General features: G+C 46.5%; 9 protein-coding genes. 5 read left to right on the top strand and 4 right to left on the bottom strand.

Translation table 11 applies throughout. From position 1 onward, the window contains the following. Positions 1 to 149 precede the first annotated feature (149 nt). Positions 150 to 884 (bottom strand): ATP-binding protein, encoded by a 735-nt coding sequence (locus CIK96_RS01770; protein ID WP_094439282.1) that lies wholly within the window; start codon positions 882 to 884, stop codon positions 150 to 152. A 5-nt stretch (positions 885 to 889) separates the two neighbouring features. Next, positions 890 to 1,915: an endolytic transglycosylase MltG gene (mltG, locus tag CIK96_RS01765; protein ID WP_094390066.1), complete on the bottom strand. Its 1,026-nt coding sequence runs from the start codon at positions 1,913 to 1,915 to the stop codon at positions 890 to 892. 105 nt (positions 1,916 to 2,020) lie between these two features. Here mltG and CIK96_RS01760 point away from each other — a divergent pair, with 105 nt between their 5' ends. From CIK96_RS01760 to CIK96_RS01740, 5 genes are read left to right on the top strand one after another with little or no spacing between them, the layout of a single operon-like run. Beyond that, on the top strand, positions 2,021 to 4,645 hold the full coding sequence (locus tag CIK96_RS01760; protein ID WP_094439280.1) for a 4-alpha-glucanotransferase: 2,625 nt from the start codon (positions 2,021 to 2,023) through the stop codon (positions 4,643 to 4,645). A gap of 30 nt (positions 4,646 to 4,675) precedes the next feature. Then, positions 4,676 to 5,326 carry an HAD family hydrolase gene (locus CIK96_RS01755; RefSeq protein WP_094436088.1) on the top strand — a complete coding sequence of 217 codons (651 nt, stop codon included), beginning with the start codon at positions 4,676 to 4,678 and terminating at the stop codon, positions 5,324 to 5,326. Between the two features lie 12 nt (positions 5,327 to 5,338). Then, positions 5,339 to 6,028: an RluA family pseudouridine synthase gene (locus tag CIK96_RS01750; protein WP_094439278.1), complete on the top strand. Its 690-nt coding sequence runs from the start codon at positions 5,339 to 5,341 to the stop codon at positions 6,026 to 6,028. Between the two features lie 57 nt (positions 6,029 to 6,085). Next, a complete protein-coding gene (locus CIK96_RS01745; RefSeq protein WP_094439276.1) occupies positions 6,086 to 10,735 on the top strand; it encodes a translocation/assembly module TamB domain-containing protein in 4,650 nt (1,549 codons plus the stop codon). A gap of 9 nt (positions 10,736 to 10,744) precedes the next feature. Next, positions 10,745 to 13,105, top strand: coding sequence for a BamA/TamA family outer membrane protein (locus CIK96_RS01740; protein ID WP_371592305.1), 2,361 nt, complete (start codon positions 10,745 to 10,747; stop codon positions 13,103 to 13,105). Positions 13,106 to 14,300: 1,195 nt separating this feature from the next. On the opposite strand, the gene CIK96_RS01735 is transcribed toward CIK96_RS01740, so the two are convergent. Both CIK96_RS01735 and CIK96_RS01730 read right to left on the bottom strand, forming a co-directional pair. Further along, a complete protein-coding gene (locus CIK96_RS01735; protein WP_094439274.1) occupies positions 14,301 to 16,250 on the bottom strand; it encodes a nucleoside-diphosphate sugar epimerase/dehydratase in 1,950 nt (649 codons plus the stop codon). A gap of 135 nt (positions 16,251 to 16,385) precedes the next feature. Beyond that, complete coding sequence (locus tag CIK96_RS01730) at positions 16,386 to 16,811, bottom strand: hypothetical protein (RefSeq protein ID WP_094439272.1); 426 nt, start codon at positions 16,809 to 16,811, stop codon at positions 16,386 to 16,388. Between the last annotated feature and the right edge of the window lie 37 nt (positions 16,812 to 16,848).

Below are 16,848 nucleotides of genomic sequence, written 5' to 3'. Positions count from 1 at the left end.
AATTAATTTCTAAATAATAATGAATAACAAAATTACGAAATTCCTTGATGAAAGGCGAATGTCGTCACGGATATTAATATATTTTAACCGAAATCAGAGTTTTGTCATTCTGCGGTATTCTTCTTCGGTATCAATCTTTTGATTCGGATTCAATACTCTATGAGTTTTTCTTCGGCTTCAAGGGCGTTCCAGATGGAGTAGCGTGCTTCTGGGTTGATGCTTTCCATTTGTTTGTAGAGGTCTGCTATTTCAGCCCGTTTGGTGTCTTTCTCGTATGGGCACAACTTCCGTTGTTTCTGATAGTTGTGTTGTTCTGCATAGGTTTTGATGTCAGCTTCCCGACAGAGACATAGCGGTCTGATCAGGGCGAGTGGCATTTTTTTCATGCGTAGCAAGGCTGGCATAGTAGAGAAATGTCCTTGAAACGATAGGTTCATGAGTGCAGTATGAATAATATCATCCTGATGGTGTCCTAATGCTATTTTGTTACATCCTATTTGTTGTGCGAGATTGAAAATCTGCTTACGTCTGTTCCATGAGCACAGGAAGCAAGCTGGTTTGCGAGGATTGACTGTAGGATCGAATGCTGTTGTCACGACATGGAGTGGAACTCCTACCGATTGTGCGAAGTCTTCCAGATATTTGGTATCGCTCTCGTAGGCAATATTTTCCATTCTCACGTGTATCGCCTCCACTTCGAAGTGTGGACGTTGTATTTTTGCTCGTTTTCCCAACATTTCCAATAGGAACAAAGAATCTTTTCCTCCTGACAGGGCTACGAGAATTTTATCGCCATCTTCGATGAGGTGATATTGTGTCATGGCTTTCTGAAACTGACTTTTCAGTCTGCGTTCCAGCCGCTGTTCATCCGTAGGTATGGGCATTGGCTTTATTTGATGCCGTTTTCGTTGAGTGCTTTTGAATAGCGTGCTGCATTCTTGAGATGTTCAGCATAGGTCTTCGCAAAGTTGTGGGTACCTGAGAAGTCCTCTTTTGCGCACATATAGAGATAGTCATGGTTGACCGCATTAAGTACGGCATCTATACCTTTAATCGATGCTATCTTGATGGGACCAGGGGGCAGACCTTCGTTGATGTAAGTATTGTAGGGACTTTGGAAGCGAGTCAGTTTGTTGTATATTCGTTTCAACTCAAACTGCTTGAGTGCAAATTTCACAGTAGGGTCAGCCTGCAAGGGCATGTGGCTCTTGAGTCGGTTCAGATACATACCTGCTATCATAGGCTTTTCTGCTGTGTTAGCTGTTTCCTCGTCGATGATGCTTGCCAAGGTAGCTACTTGTACTGGCGTGAGGTTTCTGGCTTCAGCCTTAACGGTTCGTTCGCCTTTCCAGAAATGGTCGTGTTCGCGTTGCATACGTTGGAGCAGGGCATCGATACTGATGTCCCAATACACTTCGTAGGTGTCGGGTACAAACATGGCGCTGATGGTGCATGTATCATAGCCGTATTTGTTGCAGGTCTTTTCAGACAGAAGAGCTTGTGCAATAGTGGTAGAGTCAAGCATCAGTTTCTTGGAGAGCTGTGCTGCCAGTCTGTCCATTGTTCTTGCTTCAGGAATGGTCAGTCGCAGGCTGGCTTGCTGTCCGTTTCTCAGTTTGCGGAACAATTTCAGCGCGCCTTCTCCTGGCGTGATAGCATATCGTCCTGTCCGTACATGCTTGCTGTAGCTGGTGTGGCGCAGCAGAGTCTTGAGTCCTGCCATCGCCATAGGCGAAGCCTGAGGTTGTATCTTGGCAAAAACAGAATCTTGCGTATCGTCTTTGTCGATGTATATATAATATGTATCCTTTTGTGCCGATACGGAGGCAAAAAAGAAGTAGGCTACAAGGGCCACGATAATCACCATACCTGCAAAAGCGGGGTAGAGAAATTTCTTATTGTTTTGAATCTTCATCATAATAAGCTGTTTTTTTCAACTGCAAAGGTACAAATAAAAATATAATCGTGAGAAGTAATCCGAATTTATTTTGTAACTTTGCCCAGAAAACCGATAGTAAAGATGAAACTCAAGTTCAGAATCAAATATGCGACATCATGGGGTGAACGTCTCTGTGTAGTTTTAAACTGTTGCAGCAAAGACGGAACTGTGCGGCAGCATCACCTTGAAATGAAGACAGATGATGGTGAATGGTGGTTGTTGGAGACTTCAGTCTTGGAGTCGCGCCAACATCCTCTTTCTCATATCGTATATGCCTATCATGTGGAAGACTCCAAAGGTTGTGTACAACGTCGGGAATGGAATCTTGTAGCCCGTTGCTACCATTTCGATACTGCCAAAGACTATGAGTTCTGCGACCAATGGCGTGACCGTCCGTTGCTTTATCATCTTTATACTGATGCTTGTGCGGTAACGCGGCACGAACCCTTGTGTCAAGAGGTTGAGGCTCGTGTGTTCCCTTTGTATCGTAAGACCTTGATGTTTCGTGTCTCTGCTCCCCAGTTGCGTTTAGGACAGTCGGTAGCACTTTGTGGCAGCCACCCTTCCATGGGAAGCTGGAATCCCAGTCGTTTCCTGCGTATGGAATATGTGGGTCAGCATGAATGGATGTTGACCATCAATGCTGTCGGCATGTTTCTGCCTTTGGAATACAAATATATCGTGGTAGATGATGCCACCAATAGTATCGTTAGTTGGGAAGAAGGAGATAACCGCCAGGTAGAGCAGACGGAGTTGGTGGATGGTCAAGTCTATGTGATGTATGGTGAACAGTTGCGGTTGCCCGAAAAACTATGGCGTGCCGCAGGAGTTGCCATACCTGTTGCCGCCTTGCGTAGCGAACACTCTTATGGCGTGGGTGATTTTGGCGATTTGAAACATTTTATGGATTGGGTGGCACGTACCGGAATGAATGTTGTACAACTGTTGCCAATATTTGATACTACAACCAATCATCATGCTCCAGACGCCTGCCCGTATAAACCGATTAGCGGTTTTGCCCTTCATCCACATTATATAGATCTTGATGCTGCAGGAACGCTCCGTTCAAAAACCGCCATGACGCAGTTTATGCGCCGCCGCCAGGAACTTAATGCGCAAGCCACAGTTGATTACGAAGCCGTGGATTGTGTAAAGACAGACTATCTCCGTCAACTCTTTGCAGAGCAAGGCAAGCGAACGCTTTCTACAGCCTCTTGTCAGGCATTTGTGGCAAGTGCGAGTGAGTGGCTCAAACCCTATGCCGACTATCGTGGTGAACCTTACGATTATGTTTGCTATGTGCAGTATCTGTTGCATAGCCAATTGAAAGCAGCAGCCGATTATGGCCGTGCCAAAGGTGTTGTCTTGAAAGGAGACCTTCCTCTCGGTATGCATCGTGAGAGTGTAGATGTCAGACAATATCCAGAGCTGTTTCGTTTGGACGGACAAATGGGAGTGTCGCCAGACCATTCTACTACGAAGGGGCAGAACTGGCAGTCGCCTACTTATCAATGGGCCACAGACGGAGATTCGCGTCAACATCATATTGAAGAATGGTTGCAGAAGCGCCTCCGTCACCTGACGCAATATTTCGGAGCCATCAAGTTAGACCATATCGTAGGCTATTTCTGCCAATGGGAATTGCCAGATGATGCCGTTGATGCCCGATTAGGACATTATATTCCCTCGTTGCCTCTGACTGTTGATGAGATAGAATATTTTGGACTTCATTTCCGTCACGATCTTTTTACCCGTCCTTTCATCAACGATCATATTATCGGTCAAACGTTTGGTATTCATGCAGACTATGTTCGCGAACATTACTTGAACGCTTTGGCCTATCAACTCTATGAACTCAAGCCAGAGTTTAATACCCAACGTAAAGTTGTGCAGGCATTCTGTGGCAGAAACGATGAGAACAGCCTATGGATTCGTGACGGGCTGTTGCGCTTGATCGCCAATGTGCTTTTTGTCGAGGACCATGATCAGAAAGAAATGTATCATCCTCGGATGCAGGCCGTAGAAGAACCCGTTTTCGATGCCCTTAATGCCGATGAGAAAGAAGCCTATCTGCGACTCTATTACAATTATTTTCGTCAACGCCATTCCTTCTATTGGGGACAATTGGCAACTCGCCGACTTGCTGAACTGTCTGACCATTGTCGGATGTTGGTATGTGGTGATGATCTTGGTCAACAGCCCGAAAGCGTGTCGTCAGTACTCGACACCTTGCGCTTTCTCTCGCTTGAAGTGCAACAGATGCCCAAACAGCATGGGCTGGAGTTTGCCCATCTCGAAGCCAATCCCTATCGTTCGGTAGCCACCATTTCTACTCCCGATATGGCTCCGTTACGACTATGGTGGCAGGACAATCCCGAACGTCGCCAACGCTACTATATCACCATGTTGCAGAAAGAGGGTAGGGCTCCCGAACAGTTGCCAGCCTTCTTGGCAGAAGAGATTATAGCCCGCCACCTTTATTGTCCTTCGATGCTTTGCATCTTGCAACTACAGGATTGGCTTGCTATGGATGGCGAACTCCGTCGTTCGCGTCCGCAGGATGAGCGCATCAATACACCATCAGATCCGTCTCATTGTTGGAACTATCGTATGCACATCACCATCGATCAGTTGCTTCAAGCCGATAGGCTGAATGATAAAATCCTGACCATGGTGAAACGTAGCCATCGTTACAATCCTGAATAATATCGTTATATCCCTGAATAATCAAAGAATATGAAACAGTATAAAACATATATTTTCGACCTTGACGGCACTTTGCTCAACACGTTGAATGATCTTGCCGCCTCTACCAATTATGCACTCCGACAATTCGCTATGCCCGAACACGACATAGATTCCATTCGCCGCTTCGTAGGTAATGGTGTCCGTTTGTTGATGGAGCGTGCCATACCAGATGGAGCCCGCAATCCACAGTTTGAGGAATGTTTTGCCACATTCCGCAAGCATTATATGGAACATTCACTCGACACCACAGTACCTTACGAGGGAATATCCGCTCTTATCCATGCGCTTAGCCAACGAGGCAATAACATGGCTGTGGTGAGCAATAAGTTCTATGCTGCTACCCGTGAGTTGGTGGCTCATTTCTTTCCAGAGATTCCTGTGGCTGTAGGAGAACATGAGGCAGAAGGCATTCGTAAGAAACCAGCTCCTGATACGGTAGAAGAAGCACTCCGCCTGCTGGGTGTCGGCAAAGACGATGCTGTGTATGTAGGTGATAGTGATGTGGATCTTGCAACCGCTCGCAATAGCGGTTTGCCTTGTATTAGTGTGCTGTGGGGATTCCGCGATCGTGATTTCCTCATAGAACATGGTGCTACTACGTTTGTCAATCATCCAATGGAAATAATAGCAGAAGACTAATCCCACATTCCCATGCAAGTAGTTTACGAAGACAACCATATTATTGTCGTTTATAAGGAAAGCGGCGAGATCGTTCAAGGTGACAAAACGGGTGATACTCCATTGTCAGAAACCGTAAAAGCCTATATCAAGGAGAAATACCAGAAGCCAGGAGCCGTATTTCTTGGCGTGGTCCATCGTCTTGACCGTCCTGTTAGCGGATTGGTGGTGTTTGCCCGTACTTCTAAAGCGCTATCACGACTTAACGAAATGTTTCGCAAGGGTGAGGTTCATAAAACCTATTGGGCCTTGGTTCAACCTTCCGGCAATCCTGTGACTTCCAACACTTTTGTTACCGCCACCCATTGGCTGACTCGCAATGAGAAGCAAAACAAATCGTATGCCTACGATCGTGAGGTACCCGGTTCGAAGAAGGCTGTCTTACGCTACCGTACCATCGGTCAGACCGAACGTTATCAGCTGGTAGAAGTGGAGTTGCTGACAGGACGTCATCATCAGATACGCTGCCAGTTGTCCACCTTGGGGATGCCCATTCGTGGAGACTTGAAATATGGTGCAAAGCGTAGTAATCCAGATGGAAGCATCTCGTTGTTGTCTCATCATGTGGAATTTATCCATCCTGTGTCAAAACAGAAAATAGTCCTCGACTCTCCATTACCAGACGATAAAATCTGGCATAATATTGCATTTTTCGACAAATAGCCTTGTAGTTCAGAATATTTCGCTTATTTTTGCACTACATTTTGTAAAGAACCATATATGAAGAAAGCACTTTGGTGGATCATGGGCATTCTATTGAGCCCCATCCTGTTGTTTCTTATCTTGACCGTATTGATTTATCTGCCGCCTGTTCAAAATTGGGTGGTGGACAAGGTTGCGCAGGTTGCTTCGGAAAAGACGGGCCTCACCATTACTATTGACCACGTGAACCTTTCCTTCCCCCTTGATCTCGGAGTTGATGGCATGCAGGTGGTTCAAATAGATTCTGTTACCGGACGTCCAGACACGTTGATGCGTGTTGATCGCACGGTGGTGGATGTGCAACTTTTGCCGTTGATAGACAACCGTGTGGTGATCAGTCAATTGGAAATCAATCGTGCGCAAGTCAATACCTTGGGAATGATAGCCGCAGCCCGTGTGAAGGGCGAGATCGGGCGATTCTCCGTCACCAGTCGTGGTATAGACCTTGATGATGAGACTATGGAACTGAATGGCGCCAGACTGGAAGACGGCCGGTTGGATATCGCTCTTAACGATAGTGTTCCAGAGGACACGACGACCTCTGAAAACCGTTGGAAAATCATGGCAGACAGTATTGTTGTCCACCAAACCTCGGTAGCCTTTCATATGCCCGGAGATACTATGAGTGTGGATGCCCACCTTGGACATCTTTGTGTGCGTCAGGCAGATATCGATCTGGGCACACAAACCTATATGGTGCAATCGGTTGACTGGACGAAGGGAAATCTGCATTACGACCAGAATTTCGAACCTGTTGTCGATGGACTTGATTACAACCATTTGGCCCTCGACCAGATACATATTGGGATAGACAGCATTTACTATCATGATCCAACGTTGCGAATGACCTTCCGCGAGTTGAAAGTCAAGGAAAAATGTGGCCTCGCCATTACAGAGATGAATGGCAGGATGATGATGGCCAATGGCATGTTGCGGTTGCCATCATTCCGTTTGAAGACTCCCGATTCAGATCTTGATGTAGCCCTCGACCTTCCGTTCTCAATCATGGATGTCGGTTCGACGGAGAAACTTCGCTTGCGTCTGAATGCTCAGTTGGGAAAACAAGACCTGATGCGCTTCATGGGCATGATGCCTCAGAGTTTCCAGCGACAATGGCCCAACAGTCCGCTTACTGTAAAAGGAGTGCTTTCGGGTAATATGATGTACATGGATTTTTCCGGTATTGACGTATCGCTTCCGACCGCCTTCCATGCCAAGGCAACAGGTTTTGTAGCCAATCTCAACACTCCCGCTCAGCTACGCTCCAAAATCCGTTTCCAGGCAGAGACGGGAAATATAGGCTTTATTACCGGTTTGTTGCCTAAGGCAATCCAACGCAATTACCGCATCCCCAATGGTATTAGAGCCAACGGCTTGTTAGAGGCAGATGCAGCCCGTTATACAGCCGATGTCACCCTCCGTGAGGGTCGGGGAACTGTCAAGGCGAAAGGTGCGTTGAATGCCAATAATATGTCCTATTCGGCAAATCTGCAGGTGCGCCAACTCAACCTTCACCACTTCATGCCTCATGACTCCATTTATACGTTGTCAGCCGATGTCCAGGTGAAAGGTCATGGTACCGATTTCTTCTCACCACGCACTATGGCGCAGGCAGAGGTGCAGTTGCATAGCCTGGGATATGGTTCTTGGACTCTCGATAAGGCACAGGCCACGCTTGACTTGCGCCATGGCGTAGCCCATGTTGAGGTGGACAGCCGAAACCAGTTGGCTACGGGTATTGTCACGCTCGATGCGTTGATGAATAAAAAACGTCTTCAAGCCACTCTGACAACCGACCTGCAGCGTCTGGACCTTTTCCGTTTGCGCATGGTCGATAATCCTCTTGTGGTAGGACTCTGTGGACATATTGATGCCAGCAGTAATCTGCAAACCACGCATTATGTGAATGGTATTTTCAACGACCTTACCATCCGCGACTCCTCTCGTGTCTATCGTCCTCGCGACATCACCCTTTTTGCCAATCTCAATCCCGATACTACAGAAGCCCGTTTGGAATGTGGCGACCTCAACTTAAAACTTAACGCTTCAGGTAGTTATGAGCACTTGATAGCCTCGCTGACACAGGTTTCCGGTTCGATTATATCGCAGATGGAGCATAAGGTTATCGATCAGTCTGCCATATGCAGTCTGTTGCCTGTTATGCGTCTTCATGTGGAGAGTCAGAGCGACAACCCCATAGCCAATCTGTTGCGTACAGGTCAACATATCGACTACAAGAATTTGCATTTAGATTTGGAGACTTCGCCTCAAAAAGGCATCAACGGCGATGGTTATATCCATTCGTTAGTCTATGATGGTACGCGTCTGGATACCATCAATTTGAAACTCCTACAGTATAAAGACCAGTTGGCATTCCATGGACAGGTTCGCAATAATAAGCGCAACCCGCAGTTTGTATTCAATACCTTGTTTAATGGTGTTGTTCAGGAGCGTGGTGCCTCGGTAGGTCTGCGTTTCTATGACGACAAAAACCAGTTGGGCTTGCGTCTTGGAGCCAAGGCAGAGATGGTGGATAGCGGCATTAGTATCCATCTCTTGCCCGATCGTCCTACTTTGGGATATAAGGAGTTTTCGCTGAATAAAGACAACTATATATTCCTTGGAGCCAACAATAAGGTGAAGGCCGATATCAATCTTGTTGCCGATGATGGCACGGGTGTGAAGGTCTATTCTACAGAGAGTGATCCTGATGCGTTGCAAGACATTACGGTCAGCATGAACCGCTTCAACCTTGCCAGCATCACAGCCGTTCTTCCCTATGTTCCTCGTTTGGGCGGTTTGATGGAAGGCGACTATCATGTGGTGCAACACTCTTCCGGTCGTTTCTCTGTCGTGGGAAGTGTGGCTGTTAGCGACATGGCTTATGAGGGTTGTAAATGGGGCGATATAAGTTCCGAAATCATATATCTGCAGAAAGAAGACGATGCCCATGCCGTTGAGGCGCGTCTGATGAAAGACGACGAGGAGATCGGCGTATTGTCAGGAACCTATTATAATGCCGGTGAAGGTTCGCTCGATGCTGTATTGCAGTTGCAACGTCTGCCACTCGAACTGGTTAATGGTTTCGTACCCAATCAGATTGCCGGTCTTGAGGGTTTCGCAGAAGGGGAACTGACGATAAAGGGTCCTCTCAACAAACCCCAGGTGAATGGAGAGTTGATGCTTGAGAACTCCTATCTTGTCAGCGTGCCCTACGGCATGAAATTGCGCTTCGACGACGACCCTGTGCGTATCGTAGGCTCCAACCTGTTGCTTGAGAATTTTAACGTCTATGCCCATAACGACAATCCGTTGACCATCATGGGAAACGTCAATTTCTCAGACCTTGACCATATCACGGTTGATATGCGTATGAGAGCCGCCAACTATCAGATTATTGATGCCAAGGAGAATAGTAGGAGTGAGGCGTATGGTAAAGCCTTTGTCAATTTCATGGGTCGCATGAATGGCGAACTCTCCAATCTCACGATGCGTGGAAAACTTGACGTACTTGGTTCTACAGATATGCGTTACATTCTGCGTGACTCGCCACTCTCTACCGACAACCAACTTGACGAACTGGTGAAGTTTACAGACTTTAGCGATACAACGCAGACCGTGGTGAATCGCCCAGACCTGGCAGGCTTCAATATGAATCTGACGATGGAAGTATCGAAAGGCGCACACGTGATAGCCTATCTTAATGCCGACCATTCCAACTATGTTGACTTGATGGGTGGCGGCACGTTGCGCATGACCTATAATCCAGCCGACAATCTGCAACTGACGGGTAAATACACCTTGAGTAATGGTGAGATGAAATACTCGTTGCCCGTTATTCCGCTCAAGACTTTTGTTATCCAGGATGGATCGTATATTGAGTTTACGGGCGACATGATGAATCCCACTCTTCATATCACGGCAACAGAAGCAACCAAGGCTACCGTGACGGGAAGTAATGGAGTGGGGAGGAGCGTGGACTTCACTTGTGGTGTTATCATCACCCGTACGCTCAACGATATGGGTCTTGAGTTTACCCTTGATGCGCCTGAAGACATGCAGCTTCATAGTGAGTTGCAGGCCATGAGTGTGGAACGTCGTGGCAAACTTGCCGTTTCCATGCTCACCACGGGTATGTATCTCTCTGAAGGTAATACAAATGCTTTCTCGATGAACTCAGCCCTCAGCTCGTTCCTCAATTCCGAAATCAACCAGATTACGGGTAATGCCTTGCGCACCCTTGATCTCTCCTTCGGTCTTGACAATTCTACAGATGCCGCAGGAAATATGCATACAGACTACTCGTTTAAGTTTGCCAAGCGCTTCTGGAACAACCGCCTCAAAGTGGTAGTGGGCGGCAAGGTGTCGTCGGGTAGTGAGTATCAGAATGGTACAGAGTCAGTATTTGACAATGTGACGTTGGAATATCGGTTGGACGACAGCGCCAATAAATACGTGACCTTCTTCTATGATAATAATGCCTATGACTGGCTTGACGGTTACACCCAGAAGTATGGCGCAGGATTCGTATGGAGGCGCACCTTGCAGACCTTCAGCGATATCATCCGGTTCCGTAGTGGCAATACGCCCCTATATGTTCCACCAACGCCTATGCGTACCGATAGCCTGAAGCGTGATAGCGTGAGGGTGGTGAAGCTTAACAAATAATTCTCGATTATGATGCATTCAACAATCAAACGATACATTTATCTGCTGACAGGTGCTGTGGTGATTAGTGCCTGTAGTATGACCAAGGGTGTGCCTGACGACGACCAGCTCTTCATCGGATTAACGAAAATCAACTATACCGACTATGAAGAGAACGATAATTATTCTGCTACAAGAGAAGAGATAGACGCAGCCCTGGCAACAGCTCCTAATGGCGCGATATTGGGTAGCAGCTATCATCGCCTTCCTTTCTCCTTCGGTCTTTCGGTATGGAATGCTTTTTCTGCCGACAGTTCTGGTCTTGGTCATTGGATGAATAAGACGTTTGGCAAACAGCCTGTCCTCATGTCGTGGGTCAATCCTCAGTTGCGTGCACAGGTTGCCAAAAGTGTGTTGCGCAATCATGGTTATTTCCATGGAAATGTTGACGCAGAAGTGGTTCTGCAAAACAACATGAAAACAGCCAAGATCGGCTATGATGTGTCGTTCGGTCATCTCTTCACCTTAGATAGTGTGCGTTATGTGGGATTTAACCGTGAGGCAGACAGTCTGATCCATGCCACATCAGCCTCTGCTATCGTGCGCAAGGGTGATCCCTTCGTGGTGGCTAATCTCGATGGGGAGCGTAGCCGAATCAGCAATCTGCTCCGCAATAATGGCTACTATTATTACCAGCCCAGCTACGCCTCTTATCTGGCAGATACCTTTGCTGTGGACGGTAAGGTGCAGTTGCGCTTCCAGTTGGCAGAGGAGACACCAGCTCAGGCCCGTCACAAGTGGTATATCGGTCGTGTGAATATCAATATGCGCAAAACGTATAATGAGGCATTTACCGATTCTATGGTTTACCGCTATTTGACCATCCGTTATGCCGGTCGGCGCCCACCGGTTCGTCCGCGTGTCATTGTAGCCGATATGAAAATTCGTCCGCGCCAGCTCTATAGCTATGACGATTACTTGCAGAGTGCCCAGAAAATCAATGCGATGGGATTGTTTTCCTCTACCGAGTTTCAGTTTACGCCGCGTGACAATTCGCCCTCTTGCGATACGCTGGACTTGACACTCAATTGCACCTTCGACAAACCGTGGGATTCGTATATCGAAACCAATTTCAATGGTAGTGCGATAGGTCGCGTGGGACCAGAGGTCAAACTTGGACTGGTGCGTCGCAATGCCTTCCATGGTGGCGAGAAGATAGATCTGTCGGTTCATGGATCCTATGAGTGGGCTACCAACAGCAGTTCCAGCATGAGCAACTACGAGTATGGCTTTGATGCGAGCATAGAGTTTCCACGCCTTATTGCACCATATTTTGGCGGTAATAGCACGCAACGCTATACGCTGCCCGACGGTCGCACGGTGCGCCTTCCTCGCCGGTTCTACGCAACACCCTCTACCGTTGCCAAGGTGTCGAGCAATACCATCCGTCGGCCTGGCTATTACAAGATGCATATTGTGAGTGGTAAGTGGGCATACAACTGGCAGACCTCTGCCACCAGCAAACATGAGTTCTCGCCGCTTACGGTGAAATACCAGTTTATGAATAGCCATACCGCCGAGTTTGACAAGGTGATGGAAGAGAATCCCTATCTCCGTGCCACCATGCAAGACTATTTCGTGCCAGAGATGCGCTATAGCTATACCTATACCAGTCCTTCTACGTTGCGTCATCCTGTGAGATGGACCGCCACGGTGTCTGAGTCGGGCAACTTCACTTCGTTGGCGCTTCTTGCCTTTGGTAAGAAATGGAACGAGAGAGAGAAGAAACTTTTCAAGAACCCTTATTCGCAGTTTGTCAAGATCGAAACGGATTTTACCAAAATCTGGACGCTTGATGCTTCTTCGCAGTTGTTGGGACATGTCAACGCGGGTGTGCTCTATTGTTTCGGAAATACCGACTGGGCGCCCAATACCGAACTGTTTTATGTGGGTGGTGCCAATAGCATCCGTGCCTTTTCTGTGCGTGGTATAGGTCCTGGCAGCTTCCCTGGCATCGAGGATAAAGCCATGTCCTATCTGATGCAGAATGGTGATATCAAATTGGTGTGCAATCTTGAGTATCGCCGTAATCTTTTCGGTAGCCTCTATGGTGCTGTATTCCTTGACGCTGGTAATGTTTGGAATGTCCGCGACAACTATGGCACTTCAGTTCCTTATGCCACCACCAAGTTCAAGATTCAGAATGTGCTTCGTGAGATGGCTGTCGGCACGGGTCTTGGTTTGCGCTACGACCTCGACTTTATTGTGTTGCGTCTCGACTGGGGTATCGGTATTCATGTGCCTTACGATACGGGCAAGGGTGGCATCTACAATGTTGATGGTTTCAAAAAGAACCAGACCCTCCATTTTGCTATCGGATATCCATTCTGATTTCTCTCTAAGAGGTATTGTTCGGGGCATCTGGCTTAATTTTCATATCATACTATTGCTTCCCTGTGTGTTCGGGTCGTCAACGGGATTTGTTCGGGTTTTGCTGTTTCATGATGTGATATTTTCTCGCTCTCCACATTCCCACATCGTGGTATTCTCCTGTTCTGTTCCTTGTTTCTCCCAACTTTGTCCCATCATTGTCCGCTAAATATTGGGACTTAGTGTGGAGTCACTTGTGACTTACTGAGGAGTTGGCCATGTCTGTGTGCGGACGGAATGTTTTGTGCGATGAGTGATTCTCTCTTGAACCACGGTGCAAAGATACAACATCCCCCCAAACCAATCATACGTTTCTATACGTTTCTTGCGATTCGAGGACATTTTTATTATGAAATGTTTGCATGCCCATGAATAACCTTGTTTCACAAGGCGGAAACCTGTTTATACGGCTTTGACACCAAGGAGATGGAAATCCGCAGATTACACATTCTCTCCAAAATCCTAATGAGCGATTGGGCGTAATAGGCGTTTGAAAGTCGTAGTAGATGGTTTCAGTTATAGTTGAAAAAACACCATTTTTTGCAGTCTGACTGGGTTATAAAATGTGTCCAGTACATCCCAAAATCCATTTCAATGGTATCCAGAACGCATGAATGAGTGCGTTTTCTGTGTTTTGCATGGAAGGTGGAAATCATCGGAACAAGGGGGGGCGAACTCGATTTTTGAGGATTTCATGAATAAAATAGCCCAAAAATGGGGTTTTTACCAGGATTTTGCGGCTTTGGAATGCTGATTTTGCTGGTAGCGCTGGGATATTCCTGCATTCTCTTATTACGTAAATTATTGATAATATGGATCTTAGATGGATTCTTGATTGCGTAAATCTTCCAATTCCAGTTCTTCCAATTAATTTTTCGAGGGTGCTTTTTTCTCTTATTATATATATAACTATTTAATTATTAATAAGTTATAAGACTCTAAAATGAGGGTTTGCGTTTTCATACCCTTTATTGGAATTTGGAAGAACTGGAATATTGGAAGATTTGCCTTTTCTGATATGTCCAATTTCTGGTCCATAACTTCTTCCTCTCCAAAGCCATTCATGGTGTATGCAAAGGGTGGGATAAAACAAAAAGAAGCCCCTTCCTGCGTATGATAGAAGGGTCTTCTTAGTATGGAGTAAATGCTTGTTGCGCTATTTTTGGTCGAGAGCTTCGTAGCGTGAATGTTTGCTGATGTATTCCGGTACGATTTCCTTCATCTTCCTTACGGTGTTCATGTCGTCGTAAGCAGCGGAAATCTGGTATAGTTCGGTAATGCTCTGCTGTGCCTCTTCGTATTCGTAGCTACGAACCTCGGCAATACGTATTTTTTCGTGGAACGAAGGCTTGGTGTTTTCTTTCTCGTTGAGCACTTCCTCATAGAGTTTCTCGCCTTCGCGGAGTCCCGTGTATTTGATTTCTACGTTTTTGGCTCCGCTCAACTGTATCATGCGCTTTGCCAAGTCGGCAATAAGTACAGGTTCTCCCATGTCGAACACGAATATCTCGCCACCCTTACCATGTGTTCCAGCTTCGAGCACCAGTTTGCAAGCCTCTGGTATAAGCATGAAATAGCGGATGATCTTTGGGTGTGTGACGGTCAATGGACCGCCAGCCTCCAGTTGTTTACGGAATAGCGGAATGACAGATCCGTTGGAACCGAGCACGTTTCCGAAGCGTGTGGTGACAAACTGCGTGATGCCTTTGATTTTACCGTCTTTGATGGCCTTGTCAAGGCTTTGCACATAGATTTCGCAGATACGCTTCGAACAACCCATTACGTTTGTGGGATTGACCGCTTTGTCGGTAGAGATCATCACAAACTTCTTGATATTGTATTTCACGCTGAGGTCTGCAATGATTTTGGTGCCCCATACGTTGTTTTGAATGCTTTCGCTGGGGTTGTCTTCCATCATCGGCACGTGTTTGTAGGCAGCAGCATGGAAAACGTAATCAGGCTGGAACGTGCTGAAAATCTCCTCCATGCGTTTCTCTTTGCAGATAGAGGTCACTACGGTATGTGCCACGATGTCAGGATATTCGTTGCTCATCATCAGTCTGATGTCGTGTTGTGGAGTCTCAGCCTGGTCGATGAGCATCATTTCTGCGGGCTTGTAGATGGCAATCTGGCGAACCATTTCCGATCCGATAGAACCGGCAGATCCTGTGATGAGCACTTTCTTGCCTCTCAACAGGGCCCCGACGCTATTCATGTCAACCTGTATCTCATCGCGTGGCAGGAGGTCTTCAACGCTAACTTCCTTCAGTTTGATGTCGGCAAGACTGCTGTCAGTCAGTTTTCCGTTTTCAACCTGCATCTCATGGGCGCTGATTGTCATATAGATTTTGACACCGGTGGAAATCAGCGTGTTCTGCATCTCACGGTCGTTTTGGAAGTCTTTAGTGCGAGTAGGGGAGATGAGTACACCTTTGATGCCGTATTTCTTGATGATATGTGCAATATTGTCTTGGGTGTTATATATTTTTTTGCCCATCAGTCGGACATGGTGAAGTCGGTTCTCGTTGCTCTTTTCATGGGCAATGAATCCCATCAACACAAACTTGGCAGGTTGCTGGGTACGAATGTACTTGGCAAGTCCCACCGCTCCTTCCATTGTACCATAGATGAGTACGCGTACAGCCTTCTTATCCGCCAATATTACGTCGTATAGCATCTTTACCAGCACGCGAATGGTCCACATGGCTAATGTGGCAATGAGGAACATGGTGCATGTCTCGGTCAATGTGAGTATGCCTATTTTGTCAACATGCAGATACTCCATGGTGAAATGGGCTATCAGCGACAATGCCAAGCCGACGGCATTACTCATCGCCACATGCCATAAATCGACAAATGATGAGTAGCGAAGAATTCCAGAATAGGTGTGAAATATTCTGAAGCCTACGCAAGTGAGAAGTACGTAGAGCAAGAGGGTATATAGCAGTTCAAACCGATGGTCTATGAATGCTCCTGTCTTGTTGAAAATCCAATAGGTAAAGAGACCGGAGAAGAAAATAGTAGCAGTATCAATCAAGAACATGCACCAGTAGGGTAGTGCTTCTTTTTTGAAGTACCAATTCAGGATAGAGTTGAGTAGATTCATAGCTTTTCTTAAAATCTATATTATTTTTAACCGCAAAGATACGTAAAAAATCTAAACTTTCTATAGTTTTTCGTTGTTTTTTTACTAAGAGGGTCGATTTTTTGAAAATATATCAAGGGGGGGGGTAAAGGCAATTTAATGTCCTTTTGTGAAGATTAGCATTTTGGGCAACTTCTGCCATTTCCCGTTTTTGGGAATTTTCAGCGTACTGCCACTTGTTTGTTTCAGCAGATAGGTGGAGTCGTTTTGCAAGGTGAGGGTAGCGGTGAGATCTTCGCTGCCAAAATCGTTGACCATCGTCATGACAATCTCTCGGCTTCCTTTTTTCTTGACCGATGTGATCGGCCAGCAGAAAGAATTGTGTTTCTTTCCGAGATAGCCAGGAAGTTCACCATAGATCTCTTGTCCGGGGATGATGACATTCTGGTTTTGAAAATCGATTCGCAGATAAACGTCGTATTCCTCATTGGTGAGATATCCACTGAAAGTGCCCTGTGACTGTTGGGCACCGACTGTTGCGAAAATGGCTGTAAATATTATTATGAATAGTTTTCTTTTCATCTACGTATTAATTTGCCGCAAAGATAGTAAATCTATA

Source organism: Prevotella sp. P4-98, assembly GCF_002251405.1.
In the GTDB taxonomy this organism is placed as follows: Bacteria; Bacteroidota; Bacteroidia; order Bacteroidales; family Bacteroidaceae; genus Prevotella.
This window is presented reverse-complemented; position numbering and strand designations above follow the sequence as displayed.